Annotated in this window: 15 protein-coding genes; 13 read left to right on the top strand and 2 right to left on the bottom strand. The window is 62.4% G+C overall.

Annotated elements, in window-relative coordinates:
* Window positions 1-7: 7 nt before the first annotated feature.
* The 8 genes from tolR to ftsH all read left to right on the top strand — a co-directional run bounded on the left by tolR (window position 8) and on the right by ftsH (window position 8,983).
* On the top strand, window positions 8-460 hold the full coding sequence (tolR, locus tag NKJ67_RS06930; RefSeq protein WP_023811855.1) for a protein TolR: 453 nt from the start codon (window positions 8-10) through the stop codon (window positions 458-460).
* A gap of 7 nt (window positions 461-467) precedes the next feature.
* Entirely contained in the window at window positions 468-1,625 is a 1,158-nt protein-coding gene (gene tolA, locus NKJ67_RS06935; RefSeq protein WP_127327924.1) for a cell envelope integrity protein TolA, read from the top strand.
* Between the two features lie 41 nt (window positions 1,626-1,666).
* A complete protein-coding gene (gene tolB, locus NKJ67_RS06940; RefSeq protein WP_127270138.1) occupies window positions 1,667-2,977 on the top strand; it encodes a Tol-Pal system beta propeller repeat protein TolB in 1,311 nt (436 codons plus the stop codon).
* A gap of 36 nt (window positions 2,978-3,013) precedes the next feature.
* Window positions 3,014-3,391, top strand: coding sequence for a four helix bundle protein (locus tag NKJ67_RS06945; RefSeq protein ID WP_292334499.1), 378 nt, complete (start codon window positions 3,014-3,016; stop codon window positions 3,389-3,391).
* 245 nt (window positions 3,392-3,636) lie between these two features.
* Window positions 3,637-4,143, top strand: coding sequence for a peptidoglycan-associated lipoprotein Pal (pal, locus tag NKJ67_RS06950; protein ID WP_013529149.1), 507 nt, complete (start codon window positions 3,637-3,639; stop codon window positions 4,141-4,143).
* Between the two features lie 224 nt (window positions 4,144-4,367).
* Window positions 4,368-5,477: a tol-pal system protein YbgF gene (ybgF, locus tag NKJ67_RS06955; protein ID WP_127327632.1), complete on the top strand. Its 1,110-nt coding sequence runs from the start codon at window positions 4,368-4,370 to the stop codon at window positions 5,475-5,477.
* A gap of 57 nt (window positions 5,478-5,534) precedes the next feature.
* On the top strand, window positions 5,535-6,929 hold the full coding sequence (tilS, locus tag NKJ67_RS06960; RefSeq protein ID WP_352580894.1) for a tRNA lysidine(34) synthetase TilS: 1,395 nt from the start codon (window positions 5,535-5,537) through the stop codon (window positions 6,927-6,929).
* Window positions 6,930-7,054: 125 nt separating this feature from the next.
* Window positions 7,055-8,983: an ATP-dependent zinc metalloprotease FtsH gene (gene ftsH / locus NKJ67_RS06965; RefSeq protein WP_023811859.1), complete on the top strand. Its 1,929-nt coding sequence runs from the start codon at window positions 7,055-7,057 to the stop codon at window positions 8,981-8,983.
* A 421-nt stretch (window positions 8,984-9,404) separates the two neighbouring features.
* Here the strand turns inward: ftsH and NKJ67_RS06970 are convergent, their stop codons facing one another.
* Together NKJ67_RS06970 and NKJ67_RS06975 are read right to left on the bottom strand one after the other, a co-directional pair.
* Entirely contained in the window at window positions 9,405-9,857 is a 453-nt protein-coding gene (locus NKJ67_RS06970; RefSeq protein WP_127267141.1) for a hypothetical protein, read from the bottom strand.
* 245 nt (window positions 9,858-10,102) lie between these two features.
* Window positions 10,103-10,939, bottom strand: a complete 837-nt coding sequence (locus tag NKJ67_RS06975) for a hypothetical protein (RefSeq protein ID WP_127809023.1) — start codon at window positions 10,937-10,939, stop codon at window positions 10,103-10,105.
* 367 nt (window positions 10,940-11,306) lie between these two features.
* Between NKJ67_RS06975 and glmM the strand changes: the two genes are divergently transcribed.
* The 5 genes from glmM (at window position 11,307) to serA (ending at window position 17,785) form a co-directional block, all read left to right on the top strand.
* A complete protein-coding gene (glmM, locus tag NKJ67_RS06980; RefSeq protein WP_127267139.1) occupies window positions 11,307-12,659 on the top strand; it encodes a phosphoglucosamine mutase in 1,353 nt (450 codons plus the stop codon).
* Window positions 12,660-12,930: 271 nt separating this feature from the next.
* The gene (locus NKJ67_RS06985) at window positions 12,931-13,767 is read left to right on the top strand and encodes an outer membrane protein (RefSeq protein ID WP_127322289.1); all 837 of its coding nucleotides are present in this window, start codon (window positions 12,931-12,933) and stop codon (window positions 13,765-13,767) included.
* Window positions 13,768-13,973: 206 nt separating this feature from the next.
* Complete coding sequence (locus tag NKJ67_RS06990; protein ID WP_127267137.1) at window positions 13,974-14,738, top strand: outer membrane protein; 765 nt, start codon at window positions 13,974-13,976, stop codon at window positions 14,736-14,738.
* Window positions 14,739-14,940: 202 nt separating this feature from the next.
* The gene (locus tag NKJ67_RS06995) at window positions 14,941-16,116 is read left to right on the top strand and encodes a phosphoserine transaminase (protein ID WP_352580895.1); all 1,176 of its coding nucleotides are present in this window, start codon (window positions 14,941-14,943) and stop codon (window positions 16,114-16,116) included.
* A 67-nt stretch (window positions 16,117-16,183) separates the two neighbouring features.
* Window positions 16,184-17,785, top strand: a complete 1,602-nt coding sequence (serA, locus tag NKJ67_RS07000; RefSeq protein ID WP_127380670.1) for a phosphoglycerate dehydrogenase — start codon at window positions 16,184-16,186, stop codon at window positions 17,783-17,785.

Consider the following 17,785-nt stretch of genomic DNA (forward strand, 5'->3'; position numbering starts at 1 on the left):
GTAGCAGATGGGTATGTCCATGGGCATGGGAGGGCGCGGCGGGCGCGGCCACAGGCGGCGCGGCCGTCACCATGCGCTGATGTCCGAGATCAACGTCACGCCGATGGTCGACGTGATGCTGGTGCTGCTGATCATCTTCATGGTCGCCGCACCGATGCTGACGGTCGGCGTGCCGATCGACCTGCCGGATACGCAGGCCAAGGCGATGAATGCCGACACGCAGCCGATCACCGTCTCGATCAACGCCGCCGGCCAGATCTATCTGCAGGAAACCGAGATCCCGATCGAGGAGCTGGTGGCCAAGCTGCAGGCGATCTCGAAGACCGGCTATGAGGAGCGCATCTTCATCCGCGGCGACAAGTCCACCGACTATGGTACGGCGATGAAGGTGATGGCCCGCATTTCGGCCGCTGGCTACAAGAACATCGGCTTGGTTTCACTGCAGGAACAGGACCAATAGACGCGCGATGAAGACCGGCCTCACCACATCGGTGATCTTGCATACGGCGGCGCTGACCTTCGGCCTGTTCACGCTGACAGCGCCGGCGGCACTTCCGTCGTCCGACGTCGAGTCGGTGGCGGTCGATATCGTGCCCATGGAAGCCATTGCGCAGACGTTGCAGGGCGACAAGAAGGCCGTGATGCATGAAAAGCCGGCACCTGTGCCGACGCAGCGCCCGGACATCGTTCCGGACGCGCAGAAGGTCGGCGAGAACAGCGTCGACACCGACAAGCCGATAACGCCGGAAGCCAAGCCGAAGCCCGTCGACACGACCTCGGCGCCGCCGCCCGCGCCGACCCCGATCGAAAAGCCGAAGCCCGAGGACGTGCCGAAGCCGCAGGAGAAGCCCAAGCCCACCCCGGCAACGGAAGTGGCGCCGGCGCCGACGCCCAAGGAAGAGGTCAAGCCCGAGCCGGTCAAGCAGGCCGACCCCAAGCCGACACCGGCCAAGCCGGCGCCAACCCCGCCACCGCAGGACAAGACTGCTGCCATCGATCCGACGCCCGAGGTCAAGCCTGACGCCGTCGCTGAAGCCATAGCGCAGGAGCCGCCCGCCGAGGCGACGCAGCTGCCGGATTCCGCTCCCGCGCCGGAAGCGCGGCCGAAGCCGCAGCCGGCGCAGGCCGAAAGCGCCAAGGCGCCGGAACGCAAGAACGCCGACAAGCCGGTCAAGGAAGCGTCGTCGAAGCCGAAGTCCGACGACAAGCAATTCAACGCCGACGAGATTTCGGCGCTCCTAGACAAGCAGAAACCATCCGGCGGCGGCGCCAAGCGCTCGACCCAGCAGGCGTCGCTCGGCGGCGACAAGGATCAGGGCCAGAAGCTTTCCAGGTCCGAAATGGGTGCTCTGGAAAGCCAGCTTGGCGGCTGCTGGACCCTTCCCGCGGGCCTTGAAGGTTCCGAGAACTTCGTCGTCGTGGTGCGGTTCAACCTGGATGCCTCCGGCAAGCTGGACGGACGCCCGGCGGTCGAAACGTCGAGCGGAAACCGCCAGTTCGACGAAAGTGCCGTTCGTGCGGTGCAAAAATGCGATGTCACTGGCCTGCAAGTTCCCGCCGGCAAGCAGGACATCTGGGCCGACGTCCGCGTCACCTTCGATCCAAGGGAGATGCTGGGCCTCTAAGGCCCGGGCATCCGGAAAATCAGTACGAGAAGCGAGAAGACATGAAATCAATCCTCAAGCCGCTCCTGATGGTCGCAGCAATGGCGATGGGCATGACCGCGGCCAGCACGTTGCCGGCGCTGGCGCTGGTCGAGCTCAACGTCAACAAGGGCAACGTCGAGCCGCTGCCGATCGCCATCACGGATTTCCAGGGCGGCGACGCGCTTGGGGCGCAGATTTCGCAGATCGTCACCGCCGATTTGAAGCGTTCGGGTCTGTTCGCTCCGATCGACAAGAGCGCCTTTATCGAGAAGATCACCAACCCCGATGCAGCACCGCGCTTCGACGACTGGAAGGTGATCAACGCGCAGGCGCTGGTCACCGGCAGCGTCAGCAAGGAAGCCGACGGCCGCATCCGCGCCCAGTACCGGTTGTGGGATACCTTTGCCGGCCAGCAGATGGCCGGCGAGCAGTTCTTCGCCAACGACGCCAATCAGCGGCGTGTCGCCCACATCATCGCCGACGCCATCTATGAGCGGCTGACCGGCGAAAAAGGCTATTTCGACACCCGCGTCGTCTTCATCGACGAATCCGGCGCCAAGAATGCGCGCAAGAAGCGCCTCGCGATCATGGACCAGGACGGCGCCAACGTGCGCTATCTCTCGGACGGCAGGTCGATCGTGCTGACGCCGCGTTTCTCGCCGAACCGGCAGGAAATCACCTACATGTCCTATGAAAGCGGCCAGCCGCGGGTCTACCTGCTGCAGATCGAAACGGGGCAGCGCGAACTGGTCGGCAACTTTCCGGGCATGACCTTTGCGCCGCGCTTTTCGCCCGACGGCCAGAAGGTGATCATGAGCCTGCTGCGCGACGACGGCAATTCCAACATCTTCGCCATGGACCTGCGCAGCCGCTCGACGACGAGGCTGACCAACTCGACCGCCATCGACACCTCGCCGTCCTATTCGCCCGACGGCAGCAAGGTGGTGTTCACCTCCGACCGTGGCGGCCGCGCGCAGATCTACGTGATGGGAGCCGACGGCTCGGGCCAGACCCGCATTTCCTTTGGCGACGGCGTCTATTCGACGCCGGTATGGTCGCCGCGCGGCGACCTCATAGCCTTCACCAAGCAGACCGGCGGCGAATTCCAGATCGGCGTCATGAAGACCGACGGCTCGGGCGAGCGCATCCTGTCCTCCGGCTTCCAGCAGGAGGGGCCAACCTGGGCGCCGAATGGCCGCGTGCTGATGTTCTTCCGCGATTCCGCCGGCGGCCCCAAACTGGTTTCGGTCGATCTGACCGGACGCAACGAGCAATCGATCCCGACGGCGAACTTCGCTTCGGACCCGGCCTGGTCGCCGCTGCTTGAATAGAGGAATTGAGGAACTGGGGAATTGAAGAACTGAAGAATGGAGAAGGCGGGCGGCCACATTAATCGCGCGAAGGATCTAGAGGTATACAAACGCGCTTATGTGATTTCTCTTGACGTCCATAAAGCTACGCTCGCTTTCCCGAAAATGGAGCAATACGCACTGGCTGATCAGTTGCGTCGCTCCAGCAAAGGAATCTGCGCCAATTTGGCTGAGGGATTTGCCAAGCAGACTCACTCCAAACCCGAATTCGCGCGGTTCATTTCGATGGCAATGGGGTCATGCAGCGAGGTGGAGACGTGGATTTCCTATGCGTTCGACCTTGGATACATCAGCCAGGCACAACACGACGATTGGCTGCGATCCTATGCCCATATCTACGGCATGCTGATCAATCTGAGAGAAAAGCTGAAGTGAATTCTCTCTTCAGTTCCTCAATTCCCCAACTCTTCAATTCCTCATTTCCATCTCTTTGTCGCGTTTTAGCCGCATTTCCGCCTAGGGTCCGCGCCAACTGTGGCCCCCGGACAAAGAGGCTGCGGACGGGCAGCTTAAAGCAAAATTAACCGTGTTTCTTGAATGCCGGTTAACCCAAACGTGGTTACTGGGTGATCAACGAAATCACTCAAATTAGACCACTCGAAATACGAAGGAGAGGCGGCATGGGCCGTATTGCAGCACTTACCAGAAACCCGGTCATGATCGCGCTGGTGGCGATGCTCGCCATCGCAGGTTGCGCCTCGAAGAAGACGCCGAACAATGCGGCCGATCTTGGCCTTAACGGCGCCGGCGCGGCAACACCCGGATCGGCGCAGGACTTCACCGTCAACATTGGCGACCGCATCTTCTTCGATACGGACTCGACCTCGATCCGTGCCGACGCGCAGACGACGCTCTCGCGCCAGGCGCAGTGGCTGAACCAGTACAAGCAGTATGCCATCGTCGTCGAAGGTCATGCCGACGAACGCGGAACGCGTGAATACAATCTGGCGCTCGGCGCCCGCCGCGCCGCCGCCACCCGCGACTTCCTCGTTGCCAAGGGCGTTTCGGCCAGCCGTCTCAAGACAATTTCCTACGGCAAGGAACGTCCGGTCGCGGTTTGCGACGACATCTCCTGCTGGTCGCAGAACCGCCGCGCGGTCACCACGCTTAGCGGCGCTGGCTCCTGAAGCATCACGCAGCCGACCGGCGCGTCAAGAACGGCGGCCGTCTAGCGGTAAAAATGCAACATACCTGTGCGAAAGGCGGCCCTGGGGGCCGCCTTTTTCACATCCGGATGCCCGAAACAAAATTTGGCCGAAGTCTCGGCTCCTGCTATGAGCCGAGGGCGCTTGGCTGGTCCCATGCTGATTGGAAGGCGCGAACAAGCTAACGAAATCACTGCGAGAGGCACATGCATTTGAGATCGGTTCTGAGCGGCACGCTTGCGCTGCTGCTCCTATCGGGCGTCACCGCCCTGGCCAGCGGCACCGGGGCGAGCGGCACGGGGCAATCAACCGACAGCGGCTTTACCTTCCATCTTCCCAGTATCGAATTGCCCAGCCTTTTCGGTCAAAAGAAGAAACCGGACCAGGTTCAGCTGGTGCAATCCGATCCTGCCGCTGTCACCAGCCTGGAAGAGCAGCTGCGGCAGATGAACGGCAAGATCGAGGAACTCAATTTCCAGGTCCTGCAGATGCAGGAGCAGATCCGCAAGCAGCAGGAAGACAATGAATTCCGCTTCCAGCAGCTGGAAGGCGGCGGCACGCAAGGCGGGCAGCCGCCGGCGCAGAAGAAATCGGACGCCACCACCGGCACCGACAACGATGTGGCGGCGGCCCCGGCAATACGGGCGCCGGCCGATGCCGGCGCCGCGCCCGCCAACGATCAGTCGGCAGGCGGCAAGACGGTCGAGGACGTCATCGTCGAATCTCCCGACGGCGACCCCGGAAAGGTTATTCCCGGTACGGGAGCACCGGAAAAGAATTTCGGCACCATCACCGTCGACAAGAATGGCAATGTCATCGATGCCGGCGGCAACACACAATCGACCGCGCCGGCGCAGGACACCGCGCCAGTCGCCGGGGCGGCGCCCAAGGCGGGCAAATCCGATACGGTGGTCGCGGCGTTGCCCGCCACCAACAACCCGGAAGAGCTTTACCGCAACTCCTACCAGTTCATCCTCTCGGGCGACTACGGCACCGCCGAGCAGGGTTTTCGCGATCACATCGCCCGCTTCCCCAAGGATGCGAAGGCGGCGGACGCGCATTACTGGCTGGGCGAGTCATTGCTCGGCCAGCAGAAATACCGCGACGCGGCCGAGACGTTCCTTGCCGCCAGCAAGGACTACCCCAAGGCCAAGAAGGCTCCCGACATGTTGCTGAAGCTCGGCGTGTCGCTGGTCGGCCTCAAGCAGCATGATGTTGCCTGTGCCACCTTCAGCGAGGTCGGCAAGCGCTACCCTGATATTTCCAGTGCGCTCAAGGAACGCGTCAAGCAGGAGAAGGCTCTGGCTGCCTGCTGATCCTTGTCCTACATGTCGTTGTCCTGAAACCGGGATCACTTTTGGGCGACATGCATTATGCTCGACACCGAGCCGGACCTTTCGACTAACCCTTTTTCGCATATCGATTTTACCAGCGGCGCTGTTGCGGCCGTGTCCGGCGGCAGCGACTCGACCGCCCTGCTCCTTCTTCTCAGACACCATCTCGACCGTAAGGCGCCGGCAACCAGGCTGCTGGCGGTAACGATCGACCACGGTTTGCGGTCCGGTTCGGCTGCGGAAGCGCAAACAGTGGCGAAGCTGTGCGCCAGACTCGGAATTTCACACCGCATCCTGACATGGTCGGGCCCCAAGCCATCGACCGGCCTGCCCGCCGCCGCTCGCGAGGCGCGCTACCGGCTGCTGGCCGAGGCGGCACAAGCCGAAGGCATCGGCCTGATCCTCACCGGCCATACCGCCGATGACCAGGCAGAGACGGTGCTGATGCGGCAAGCGCGCGAGGAAGGATTGGCGCGGGACGGGGGCCAAGGCCATGCCGAAATGGCAGGCCGGGGACTTGCCGGCATGGCGCCGGCCACCTTGTATGACTGGCGCGAGTGGATCGTTCGGCCGCTTCTCGGGTTGCGGCGCGAGGCGCTGCGCGACGTCCTGCGGCGTGAGAATGTCGGCTGGGCCGACGACCCCACCAATATCGACGCGGCCTTCGAGCGGCCGCGTGTGCGGGCCGCCCTTGCCGACAGCAACGGTGCGCAGCGCATCGACGATGCACTGGCGCTGGCCGCGCATGAGGGCCGCGCGCGCAGTCAACTCGGCCTCGCCGCCGCAAGTTTGATCGGCGATTTCGCGACCAGGCTGTCCTGCGGGCTCATTCGTCTTGATCCGCTCTTGCTGAACACAGGCGACGAGCGAGCGGCCGTCTATGCGTTGCGTATCCTGCTGGCCATGACCGGCGGAATTGCCTTCCTGCCGGATCAGGCCCGCAGCGAGGCTCTGTTCGGTCGGCTGAGGGCTGGATTTCTTTGCGCCACATTGTCGCGGACGGTTGTCGATTCCCGGCGCTCCGGCATCTTCCTGCGCCGCGAGGCGCGCGGCCTGCCCGCCGCCGCAACCCTTACTGGCAGCACCCTGTGGGATGGCCGCCGGCGCATCACATTGAACGACAGCAGCAGCGCATTGTTGATTGCCCCGCTAGGCACGGCAGCGGCGAAGCGGCTGGCGACGGGCCAAGGAAAAGCCCCGCCGAGCCTGATGCGCGCCGCGCTCGCGGCCGAACCGGCGTTGTGGCACGCCGGGGAATGCCTTGGTTTGCCTGGATATGGACTGAAGTCTGCGATGATGGAAGTGCGGCCGGTCGTTAGTCCCTTTGCCCGCTTCCTGCCGTCCTTCGACCTGGCGCCGGCGCAGGCCGTCGCCGGGCTGATTGGCGCGGCCCCGGTCCCGCCCTTGCCTTTCAGCGGCCATAGTGCCGGCTGATGGTTGCGCGAAAGCTTAACCCAGACGTGCTGTTATGCTTGGCAAGGGGAGGTGCTCTCCCTATGTTAGGCGCAAGTTTCCTCTCATGACGCGTGTCCGCCCCGCGGACGCCAACGGGACAATTGATGAATCCGAACTATCGCAACCTCGCGCTCTGGGCGATCATAGCGGTCCTGCTCATAGCCCTGTTCAATCTGTTCCAGACGCCGCAGACGCGAGGGGCTTCCAGCGATGTGCCTTATTCGCAGTTCCTGCAGGATGTCGCGGCGGGCCGGGTCAAGACGGTGACCATCGCGGGCGCCCGCATCAGCGGCACCTACACCGACAATGCCAGCGGCTTCCAGACCTATTCGCCCGGCGATCCTTCGCTGGTCTCGCGGCTGCAGGACAAGAACGTCACCATCAATGCGCGGCCTGAAACAGACGGTTCCAATTCGCTGTTCGGCTATTTGATCTCTTGGCTGCCGATGATCCTCATCCTCGGCGTCTGGATATTCTTCATGCGCCAGATGCAGTCCGGCTCCGGCCGCGCGATGGGCTTTGGCAAGTCGAAGGCCAAGCTGCTCACCGAAGCGCATGGCCGCGTCACCTTCCAGGATGTTGCCGGCGTCGACGAAGCCAAGGAAGATCTGGAAGAGATCGTCGAGTTCCTGCGCGATCCGCAGAAATTCCAGCGGCTCGGCGGCAAGATTCCGCGCGGCGTGCTGCTCGTCGGCCCTCCGGGAACCGGCAAGACGCTGCTCGCCCGCTCGGTTGCCGGCGAAGCCAATGTGCCGTTCTTCACCATTTCCGGTTCTGACTTCGTCGAGATGTTCGTAGGCGTTGGTGCAAGCCGCGTCCGCGATATGTTCGACCAGGCCAAGAAGAACGCACCCTGCATCATCTTCATCGACGAAATCGACGCTGTCGGCCGTCATCGCGGCGCCGGCCTCGGCGGTGGCAACGACGAACGCGAGCAGACGCTGAACCAGCTGCTGGTCGAGATGGACGGCTTCGAATCCAACGAAAGCATCATCCTGATCGCCGCCACCAACCGGCCCGACGTGCTTGACCCCGCCCTGCTCAGGCCAGGCCGCTTCGACCGCCAGGTCGTGGTGCCGAACCCTGACATCGTCGGCCGCGAGAAGATCCTCAAGGTGCATGTGCGCAACGTGCCGCTGGCGCCCAATGTCGACCTCAAGGTGATCGCGCGCGGTACGCCGGGCTTCTCCGGCGCCGACCTGATGAACCTCGTCAACGAATCCGCGCTGATGGCGGCACGGCGCAACAAGCGCCTCGTCACCATGGCCGAATTCGAGGACGCCAAGGACAAGATCATGATGGGCGCCGAGCGCCGCTCGTCGGCCATGACCCAGGCCGAGAAGGAGCTGACCGCCTACCATGAGGCCGGCCACGCCATTCTCGCGCTCAACGTGCCATCGGCCGATCCGCTGCACAAGGCCACGATCATCCCACGCGGTCGCGCGCTCGGCATGGTCATGCAGTTGCCCGAAGGCGACCGCTATTCGATGAGCTACAAATACATGATCTCGCGTCTCGCCATCATGATGGGCGGCCGCGTCGCCGAGGAGTTCAAGTTCGGCAAGGAGAACATCACCTCCGGAGCCTCTTCGGATATCGAGCAGGCGACCAAGCTGGCCCGCGCCATGGTCACGCGCTGGGGCTTTTCCGACAAGCTCGGCCATGTCGCCTATGGCGACAACCAGGAAGAAGTGTTCCTCGGCCATTCGGTGGCGCGCACGCAGAATGTCTCGGAAGAAACGGCGCAGATCATCGATGCCGAAGTGCGCCGCCTGATCGACGAGGCCTATTCGTCGGCGAAGTCCATCCTGACCAAGAAGAAGAAGGAATGGATCGCGCTGGCGCAGGGCCTGCTGGAATACGAGACGCTGTCCGGCGAGGAGATTAAGCAGTTGATCGCCGGCCACAAGCCCGCGCGCGACCTCGGCGACGATACGCCGCCGAGCCGTGGCTCGGCCGTTCCGAAGTCCGGCGGCCGGCGAAAGAAGGGTCCTGAGCCCGAAGGCGGCATGGAACCGCAACCGTCGAGCTGAGCTTGACCACTGATTTCATCGAACGCCGCGGCTTGCTCCGCGGCGTTTTTTGTTTTTGGCGTTGGGGAGGAGTTGTCCGCGACCTCGCATCTGCGACGGTGACGATTGGCGAAAGCCTAGGTGATAGCCTAGGTGATAGCTAATCTCCCCCCTTGCGGGGGTGATGCCCGGCAGGGCAGAGGTGGTGTGAAGGATCGCCTACCCTTCCAATTAATCCCGTTCTTTCTTTATCCGTAATCGATGAAGGCGTAGGCTGTGACTGTTGACTGGTCGGCGGGACAGCACCCCCCTCTGTCCTGCCGGACATCTCCCCGCAAGGGGGGAGATTGGCAACGTCGCCGCTGGCGTGCCCTCGAAGGCAACAAAAAGGCCCGCGAACCCTGCGGTTCGCAGGCCTTCTCTTCTTCAGATGTCTTGTCGCTCAGCTCTTCAGCTTGGCATTGCACAGGCTGTAATAACCGCCGCCCTTCTGGATCCAGCGAAGGCCGTTCAACGTGCCCGCGTCCTTGTTGCCATGGTAGCCCTGCAGACAGGTCTTCATGCGCGCCTTCGCGGGCTTTTCGGTCTTGAACTCGCCGGCCAGCGTGGTCGGGAATGTCACGCCCGCGGGCGCTACAGTGGGGGCGACCGCCGCGCTGGTTTCCTTTTTCGTCTGCGGCTCGGTTTTGACCGTATCCTCGCTGACACTGTCCGCTGCTGATGTCGCGCACTTCTCCTTGCGAAAAGCCGTCCAGTCCATGCCGTTCAGAGTGCCGCCTTCCTTGGCTGTTCGATAGGTCTCGCCGCATTCCTTCATCGTCAGTGCGCTTGCGGGGGCGACGCTCCAAGCGACAAATGCGGTCGCAGCCAATACCGCCAATTTCAAACCGTGCATAAGACCCTCCTGGTTGATAATAAGTTTGGCGTCTTTTTGTATATGGTTTGTTGTTCTCTATATGTTCAACCAGAATCTTTACGGACTACCGATGAGCTTGGCGGTGGGCAGTGTAGGCGAATTGATGATGCCAGCAGCCCAGCGACATGCAGATGCGAGCAAGGCAGCGTGCGTCTTCGCGCAACAAAAAAGGCCCGCGCATCTTGCGATGCGCGGGCCTTTGTTTGGAGACTATGGCTAAGCGATCAGCCCTTCAGCTTGGCATTGCACAGGCTGTAGAAGCCGCCGCCCTTCTGGATCCACTTCAGGCCGCCGAGCGCGTTGGCGTCCTTGAGGACATAGTACTGGTCGAGGCAGGTGTGCATGCGGCCCTTTCCGGGGGTCTCGCTGGCATATTTCGCCGAGATCGCGGACGGGAACTTGACGCCCTTGGGCGCAGCCGTCGTCGGCTTCGCCGGCTCCTTGGTGTAGCTGGCCTCGTCGGCGGCCGGCACCGTGTCGTCATCCGATGCGCCGGCGCCGCATTCGGTCTTGCGGAAGTCGTTCCACTTCATGCCCTTCAGCGTGTTGGCCGTCTTGGCGGCCTGATACTTGGTGCTGCATTCGGCCATGCTCAGACCCTTGCCGTCGGCGGGGGCCGCGGCAGCCTTGGTGGTTGCCGGCTTGGCGGCGGCAGCGGCGGATGCACCGGCGGCGCATTCGGACTTGCGGAAGTCGTTCCACTTCATGCCGTTCAGCGTGCCGGCAGCCTTCGCCGCCTGGTATTTGGTGCTGCATTCCTTCGCCGTCAGGCCCTTGGCCGTGCTGTCGTCCGCAGCGGCGGCAGCCTTGGCCGCCTTGGCCGGCTTCGTCTCGGCAGCCTTCTTGGTATCGGCCGGCTTGGCGTCGGTCGTCGCGGCGGCGTCGGTGCCGCACTGAGCCTTGCGGAACTGGTTCCAGGTCGCGCCGGCGAGTGTCCCCGCATCCTTGGCGGCGTTGTATTTCGTGCTGCACTCGGCCATCGTCAGTGCGTTGGCTGGCGCGGCCAGGAACAAGGTCGCGACGGCGAGGCCGGTCAAAGTGGCAAGTCGGTGGATGAGCATAGCGTTTCTCCGTTGCAGCAGCCCATGATACGTCCCTGCAGATCAATATCGCTCAACGGGCGGTTGCGCCAGATGCTAAGTGGCGTATATATCGCCGAAAACCGGTTTCTCCCGATAAGGTGATGAAATCGTTGTCCGTTGTCTGGTTCAGAGCAAGATTTTCCTGGTGCATCCGCGCTGAAAGGCTCGCATGACTTGTATATTGCAACATGGCAGTCTGGGCATGTCAGGTTGCGGCCACGTGTGTGCAGTGCACAACAATGGTTTTCTAAGGATTGGTAACGTATAATCACACAATGTGATCATAGCGCCCTGGCCAATTGTGGCATGACGTGCCGGGGAAGAAACGTCGAGGAAGCTGACTAGCATGGCAGGGAATTATTTCGGCACGGACGGCATTCGCGGACGCGCCAACAAGTTTCCGATGACGGCTGAAATCGCTATGCGGGTCGGCATGGCCGCCGGCCTTTCCTTCCAGCGCGGCAGCCATCGACATCGTGTCGTGCTCGGCAAGGACACCAGGCTTTCCGGCTATATGATCGAGAATGCCATGGTCGCCGGTCTTTGTGCCGCCGGCATGGACGTGTTCCTGCTCGGCCCGATCCCGACGCCGGCTGTCGCCATGCTGGTGCGTTCGCTGCGCGCCGATATCGGCGTCATGATCTCGGCCTCGCACAACCCCTATTACGACAACGGCATCAAGCTGTTCGGACCCGACGGCTACAAGCTCTCCGACGAAATCGAGGAGCGCATCGAGAGCATGCTCGACAAGGATATCGAACTGGCGCTCGCCGATTCCGACGGGCTTGGCCGCGCCAAGCGCGTCGACGGGGTGCATGACCGCTACATCGAATTCGCCAAGCGCACCTTGCCGCGCTCGATGTCGCTCGCCGGCTTGAGGATCGTTGTCGATTGCGCCAATGGCGCGGCCTACAAGGTGGCGCCCGAGGCGCTGTGGGAACTGGGCGCCGAAGTCGTCGCCATCAATGTCGAGCCCAACGGCTTCAACATCAACAAGGAATGCGGCTCGACCCATCCGGCCGGCCTGCAAAAGAAGGTGCACGAAGTGCGCGCCGACATCGGCATCGCGCTCGACGGCGACGCCGATCGTGTCGTTATCGTCGATGAAAACGGCGCGATCGTCGATGGTGACCAGATCATGGCGCTGATCGCCGAATCCTGGCACCAGAGCGGGCGGCTTGCCGGCGGTGGTGTCGTCTCAACCGTGATGTCCAATCTGGGCCTCGAACGCTTCCTCGGCGACATGAAGCTGCAATTGCACCGCACCAAGGTCGGCGACCGTTATGTCGTCGAGCATATGCGTGCGCATGGCTTGAATGTCGGCGGCGAACAGTCGGGTCATATCGTGCTGTCCGACTTTTCGACGACCGGCGACGGCCTGGTCTCGGCGCTGCAGGTGCTCGCCTGCATCAAGCGGCAGGGGCGGCCGGTCAGCGAACTGTCGAAGAAATTCGAACCCGTGCCGCAACTCCTGAAGAACGTCCACATTTCCGGCGGCAAGCCGCTTGAGGAGGCGCCGGTCAAGGCCGCCATCGAAGACGCCCGCAACCGCCTCGGCAAGACCGGACGGCTGGTTATCCGGCCATCAGGGACAGAGCCGCTGATCCGCGTGATGGCCGAAGGCGACGACCCGCAACTGGTCGAGTCCGTGGTCAATGGCATAGTGGACATCATCTCGGAAACGCGCAGCGCCGCTTGATCCCAGCGCGTCCAGCAGGACGTGGATCTGACAACCAGGCGCGCCGCGCTCCCTTAACCGGTCCAAGGCCCGCCCCTCGGCGGGCTTTTTCTTGTCAGCCGCCACTTTGTTCGGTGTCCGTAAATCTCGCGCCTATCCCTAGAAGTTTCGAGATTCGTGGTTAAGCAACAGGGTTAAACGCCTTTTAACCTTTGCAATTCATTATCCACGACTGAAAGCCAATCGCATTTCGGGCGGGTTCGCCGTTCCGAGCTTCTCAGGGGTGACAAGCATGTTCAAGACAGCAAGAAAGGCCCTGCTCGCCTTCCTGTTCGCAGGGTTGGCAGGGCCGTTGTTCGCGGCCGATCTGCCGGAGCCGATGGTTGAAGAGGCTCCGCCTCAGGCCATCTACGAGCAGCCGGTCGAGGTCGGCGGCTGGTATATCCGCGGCGATATCGATTATCACAAGTCGACCGTGCGCGGCATCGACTATATGACCTACACCGTCGATCCCTGTAACTGTACGGTCACGCCCGGCACCAGAAGTTTCGATTTCGGCAAGCTCAAGGGCGGTTTCTCGCTCGGTGCCGGCGTTGGTTACAAGATCAACGACCACTTCCGGACCGACCTGACGGCCGACTATTGGTTCAAGTCGAACTTCAACGGCGGCACCTCGGACATCAACGGTACTTCGACCGAAGTATCGAAGATGAGCGCCCTGCTGCTGCTTGCCAACGCCTATGTCGATCTCGGCACCTACCATGGCATCACGCCTTACGTTGGCGCCGGCATCGGCGGCGCCCGCGTCAAGTGGGATGATGTCTACGACCCGAACACCACCGAGTTCAATCCCGGCAGATCAAGCTGGCGTTTCGCCTACGGTCTGATGGCCGGCGCTTCGTACTGCCTGACCGACAAGATCATTCTCGATGCCGGCTACCGCTTCTCCCATATCCAGGGCGGCCGCATGTTCGACTGGAACATCACCAGCTCCGGTCCCGGCTTCGATCGTGGCATCAACACACATGAAGTGCGCGGTGGCCTGCGTTACCAGTTCGGTGGCAACAATGGTTGCGCCGCGCCGGTCGTTGCCTACCAGCCCGAACCCGAGCCGATCTACACCAAGTAACAGCATCTACATTACTTGAATTCTTCACAAACCGCCCGGCCTCAGCCGGGCGGTTTTTCGTTGGGCCGCCTGGAATCGACAGGGGAAATGAATTCGCTAACGCTCTGTTAGCCTTAACCCGCACTTAACCACTATGGTTAACAATGCTCCTTGAAACGATGGCTGCCGCTGCGATTGCGGGCTGCCAAATTCGGGAGTCGGGGACCATGAAACTTACATCGCGTATGGCGCTGGCGCTCGGTGCACTGGCCTTCCTGCCGCTGACGCCGGTGCACGCGGCCGACTACGATCCGCCGATCTATGTCGACCAGGCGCCCGACTACGTCCCGGTCGAGGTCGGTTCCGGCTGGTATCTGCGCGGCGACGTCTCCTATCTGGCGCAGAAGAGCTTCGACAATCATGATTTCGCCACCGAAACCGCAGCCTTCAGCGACAAGGAAGATCCGATCTTTGCCAGCATCGGCTTCGGCTACCATTTCAACGACTATCTGCGCGCCGACCTCAATCTCGGCTATCTGCCCGGCAACGAGATCGGCGTCGGCTATGACGATTCAGCGACTGCAGCAGAGCCGACCGTGGCGTCCGCATCCCTTAAGAACTACGCCTTGTCGGGCATACTCAACGGCTATGTCGATCTTGGCACCTATGTCGGCATCACACCCTATCTCGGCGCCGGTATCGGCATCGTCCGCAGCAAGCGCACCCTGTCGGCAAGCTATTTCACCGACAATGGCGACGACACGGACGATTTTGCTGTAAGTGACAGCAAGACCCAGTACTCGCTGGCCTACACGCTGAATGCGGGCCTCGCCTATCAGGTATCGAAGAACGTTTCCGTCGACCTGGGCTATCAGTATTTCTCCGCCCCGGACGCCGAATATGTAGCCGCCGAGAGCCTAGATTCCTATCCGATCCGCAAGGGGATCAGCAATCATCAGGTCAAGCTTGGGCTGCGCTACGATCTCTGGTAGGCGCAGCGAGCATGTGGATCAGAACGGCGGATCTTTCGGGGTCCGCCGTTTGCGTCTGAAGTCACGACATCCTGATCAGGGATCGCCGGTATCCCGGCAGCGACAAAAACTTTCCTCTTGACGCCCGAAGTCTGAACGCATATCGCCGTCCGTGGGCCACCCCTCCCCAACGAGGGGCCACTATCTGGAAGGATAGACCACGATGACGACGCATACGAAGCCCGGACTCCGTCCGGCAAATCCCAATTTTTCCTCAGGTCCCTGCGCAAAACGTCCCGGCTGGTCGGTCGAGGCGCTGAAGGCTGCCGCGCTCGGCCGTTCCCATCGCGCCAAGATCGGCAAGACCAAGCTCGAACAGGCGATCGAGCTGACGCGGGAAATTCTCCAGGTCCCGGCGGGTTACCGCATCGGCATCGTGCCGGCGTCGGACACCGGCGCGGTCGAGATGGCGCTGTGGTCGCTGCTTGGCGAGCGCGGCGTCGACATGGTCGCCTGGGAGAGCTTTGGCTCCGGCTGGGTCACCGACGTGGTCAAGCAGTTGAAGCTCGCCGACGTGCGCAAGATCGAAGCCGGCTACGGCGAACTGCCTGATCTCACCAAGATCGATTTCGACCGCGATGTGGTCTTCACCTGGAACGGCACCACGTCGGGCGTGCGCGTGCCGAACGGCGATTTCATTCCCGCGGACCGCAAGGGCCTGACCGTCTGCGATGCGACTTCCGCCGCATTCGCGCAGAGGCTCGACTTCGAAAAGCTCGATGTCGTCACGTTCTCCTGGCAGAAGGTGCTGGGCGGCGAGGGCGCTCACGGCATGCTGATCCTGTCGCCTCGAGCCGTCGAGCGGCTGGAGACCTACAAGCCTTCATGGCCGCTGCCGAAAATCTTCCGCCTGACCTCGGGCGGCAAGCTGATCGAAGGCATCTTCAAGGGCGAGACCATCAACACCCCCTCGATGCTGTGCGTCGAGGATTACCTCGATGCGCTCAACTGGGCGAAGTCGACCGGCGGCCTCGACGCGCTGATCGCCAGGGCGGATGCCAATGCGGCCGTCCTCGATCGCTTTGTCGGCAAATCCTCCTGGCTCGGTCATCTCGCCGTCCAGCCGGCGACACGGTCGAACACGTCCGTCTGCCTGTCCTTCACCGACCCGGACGTGTCCGCGCTCGACGCCGAGGGGCAGGCGGCTCTCGCCAAGGGGCTGGTGTCGGTGCTCGACAAGGAAGGCGTCGCCTACGATATCGGTGCCTATCGCGACGCACCGCCCGGCCTGCGCATCTGGTGCGGCGCGACGGTCGAGACGTCGGATCTCGAGGCGCTGCTGCCCTGGCTCGACTGGGCCTTCGCCGCGCAGAAGGCGTCGCTCAAAGCGGCGGCCTGAGATCATTCGCGGCGGCCTTCGGGCCGCCCACTCCCATCAGGATCAAATCCATTTCAAGGAGGCCGCCATGGCGCCCCGCGTTCTCGTCTCAGACAAACTCTCCCCCACCGCCGTGCAGATATTCAAGGATCGTGGCGTCGAGGTCGACTATCTGCCCGATCTCGGCAAGGACAAGGAAAAGCTCGCCGAAGTGATCGGCCAGTATGATGGCCTCGCCATCCGCTCGGCGACCAAGGTCACCGAAAAACTGATCAACGCCGCTACCAATCTCAAAGTCATCGGCCGTGCCGGCATCGGCGTCGACAATGTCGATATCCCGGCGGCAAGCCGCAAGGGCATCATCGTGATGAACACGCCGTTCGGCAATTCGATCACGACAGCCGAACATGCGGTGGCGATGATCTTCGCGCTTGCCCGCCAGATACCGGAAGCCAACGCTTCGACCCATGCCGGCAAATGGGAAAAGAACCGATTCATGGGCGTCGAGATCACCGGCAAGACGCTGGGCGTCATCGGCTGCGGCAACATCGGTTCGATCGTCGCGACGCGCGGTGTTGGCCTCAAGATGCACGTCATCGCGTTCGACCCGTTTCTGTCGGACAGTCGTGCCGAGGAGCTTGGCGTCGACAAGGTCGAGCTCGACGAGCTGTTCGCCCGCGCCGATTTCATCACCCTGCACACGCCGCTGACCGACAAGACGCGCAACATCATCGATGCCGCGGCGATCGCCAAGATGAAGAAGGGCGTGCGCATTATTAACTGCGCTCGTGGCGGGCTGGTCGTCGAGGCCGACCTGATCGCGGCGCTGAAGAGCGGCAAGGTGGCCGGCGCCGGCGTTGACGTCTTCGAGGTCGAACCGGCCGAGAACAACGAACTGTTCGGCATGGAGAATGTGGTGGCGACGCCGCATCTCGGCGCCTCTACGACGGAGGCCCAGGAGAATGTCGCGCTGCAGGTTGCCGAGCAGATGGCCGACTATCTGATCAAGGGCGCCGTCTCCAACGCCATCAACATGCCGTCGATCACCGCCGAGGAAGCGCCGCGGCTGAAGCCTTTCGTCAAGCTTGCCGAAGTGCTCGGCGCCTTCGTCGGCCAGGTCACCGAGGATCCGATCAAAGAGGTCGAGATCCTGTTCGACGGCTCCACCGCGACGATGAATACGCGCGCGCTGATCAGCGCCGCACTCGCCGGGCTGATCCGGCCTCAGGTTTCGGACGTCAACATGGTGTCGGCGCCGATCATGGTGAAGGAGCGCGGCATCATCGTCGCCGAGGTCAAGCGCGACAAATCGGGCGTGTTCGACGGCTACATCAAGCTTACGGTGAAGACCGAGCACATGACGCGCTCGATCGCCGGCACATGCTTCTCGGATGGCAAGCCACGCTTCATCCAGATCAAGGGCATCAACCTCGATGCCGAGGTCGGCCAGCACATGCTCTACACCACCAATGCGGACGCGCCTGGCATCATCGGCCTGCTCGGCACCGTCTGCGGCGAGAACGGCGTCAACATCGCCAACTTCCAGCTCGGCCGCAACCGGCCGGGCGGCGATGCCATAGCGCTGCTCTATCTCGACGCGCCGTTCCCGGAGGCCGTGCTGGAAAAGGTCAAGGCGCATAAGTCGATCGACTCGGCCAAGCGGCTGCAGTTCGACGTCAACGCGATGTGA

Source organism: Mesorhizobium sp. M0088 (genome assembly GCF_040322895.1).
Classification (GTDB): Bacteria; Pseudomonadota; Alphaproteobacteria; order Rhizobiales; family Rhizobiaceae; genus Mesorhizobium.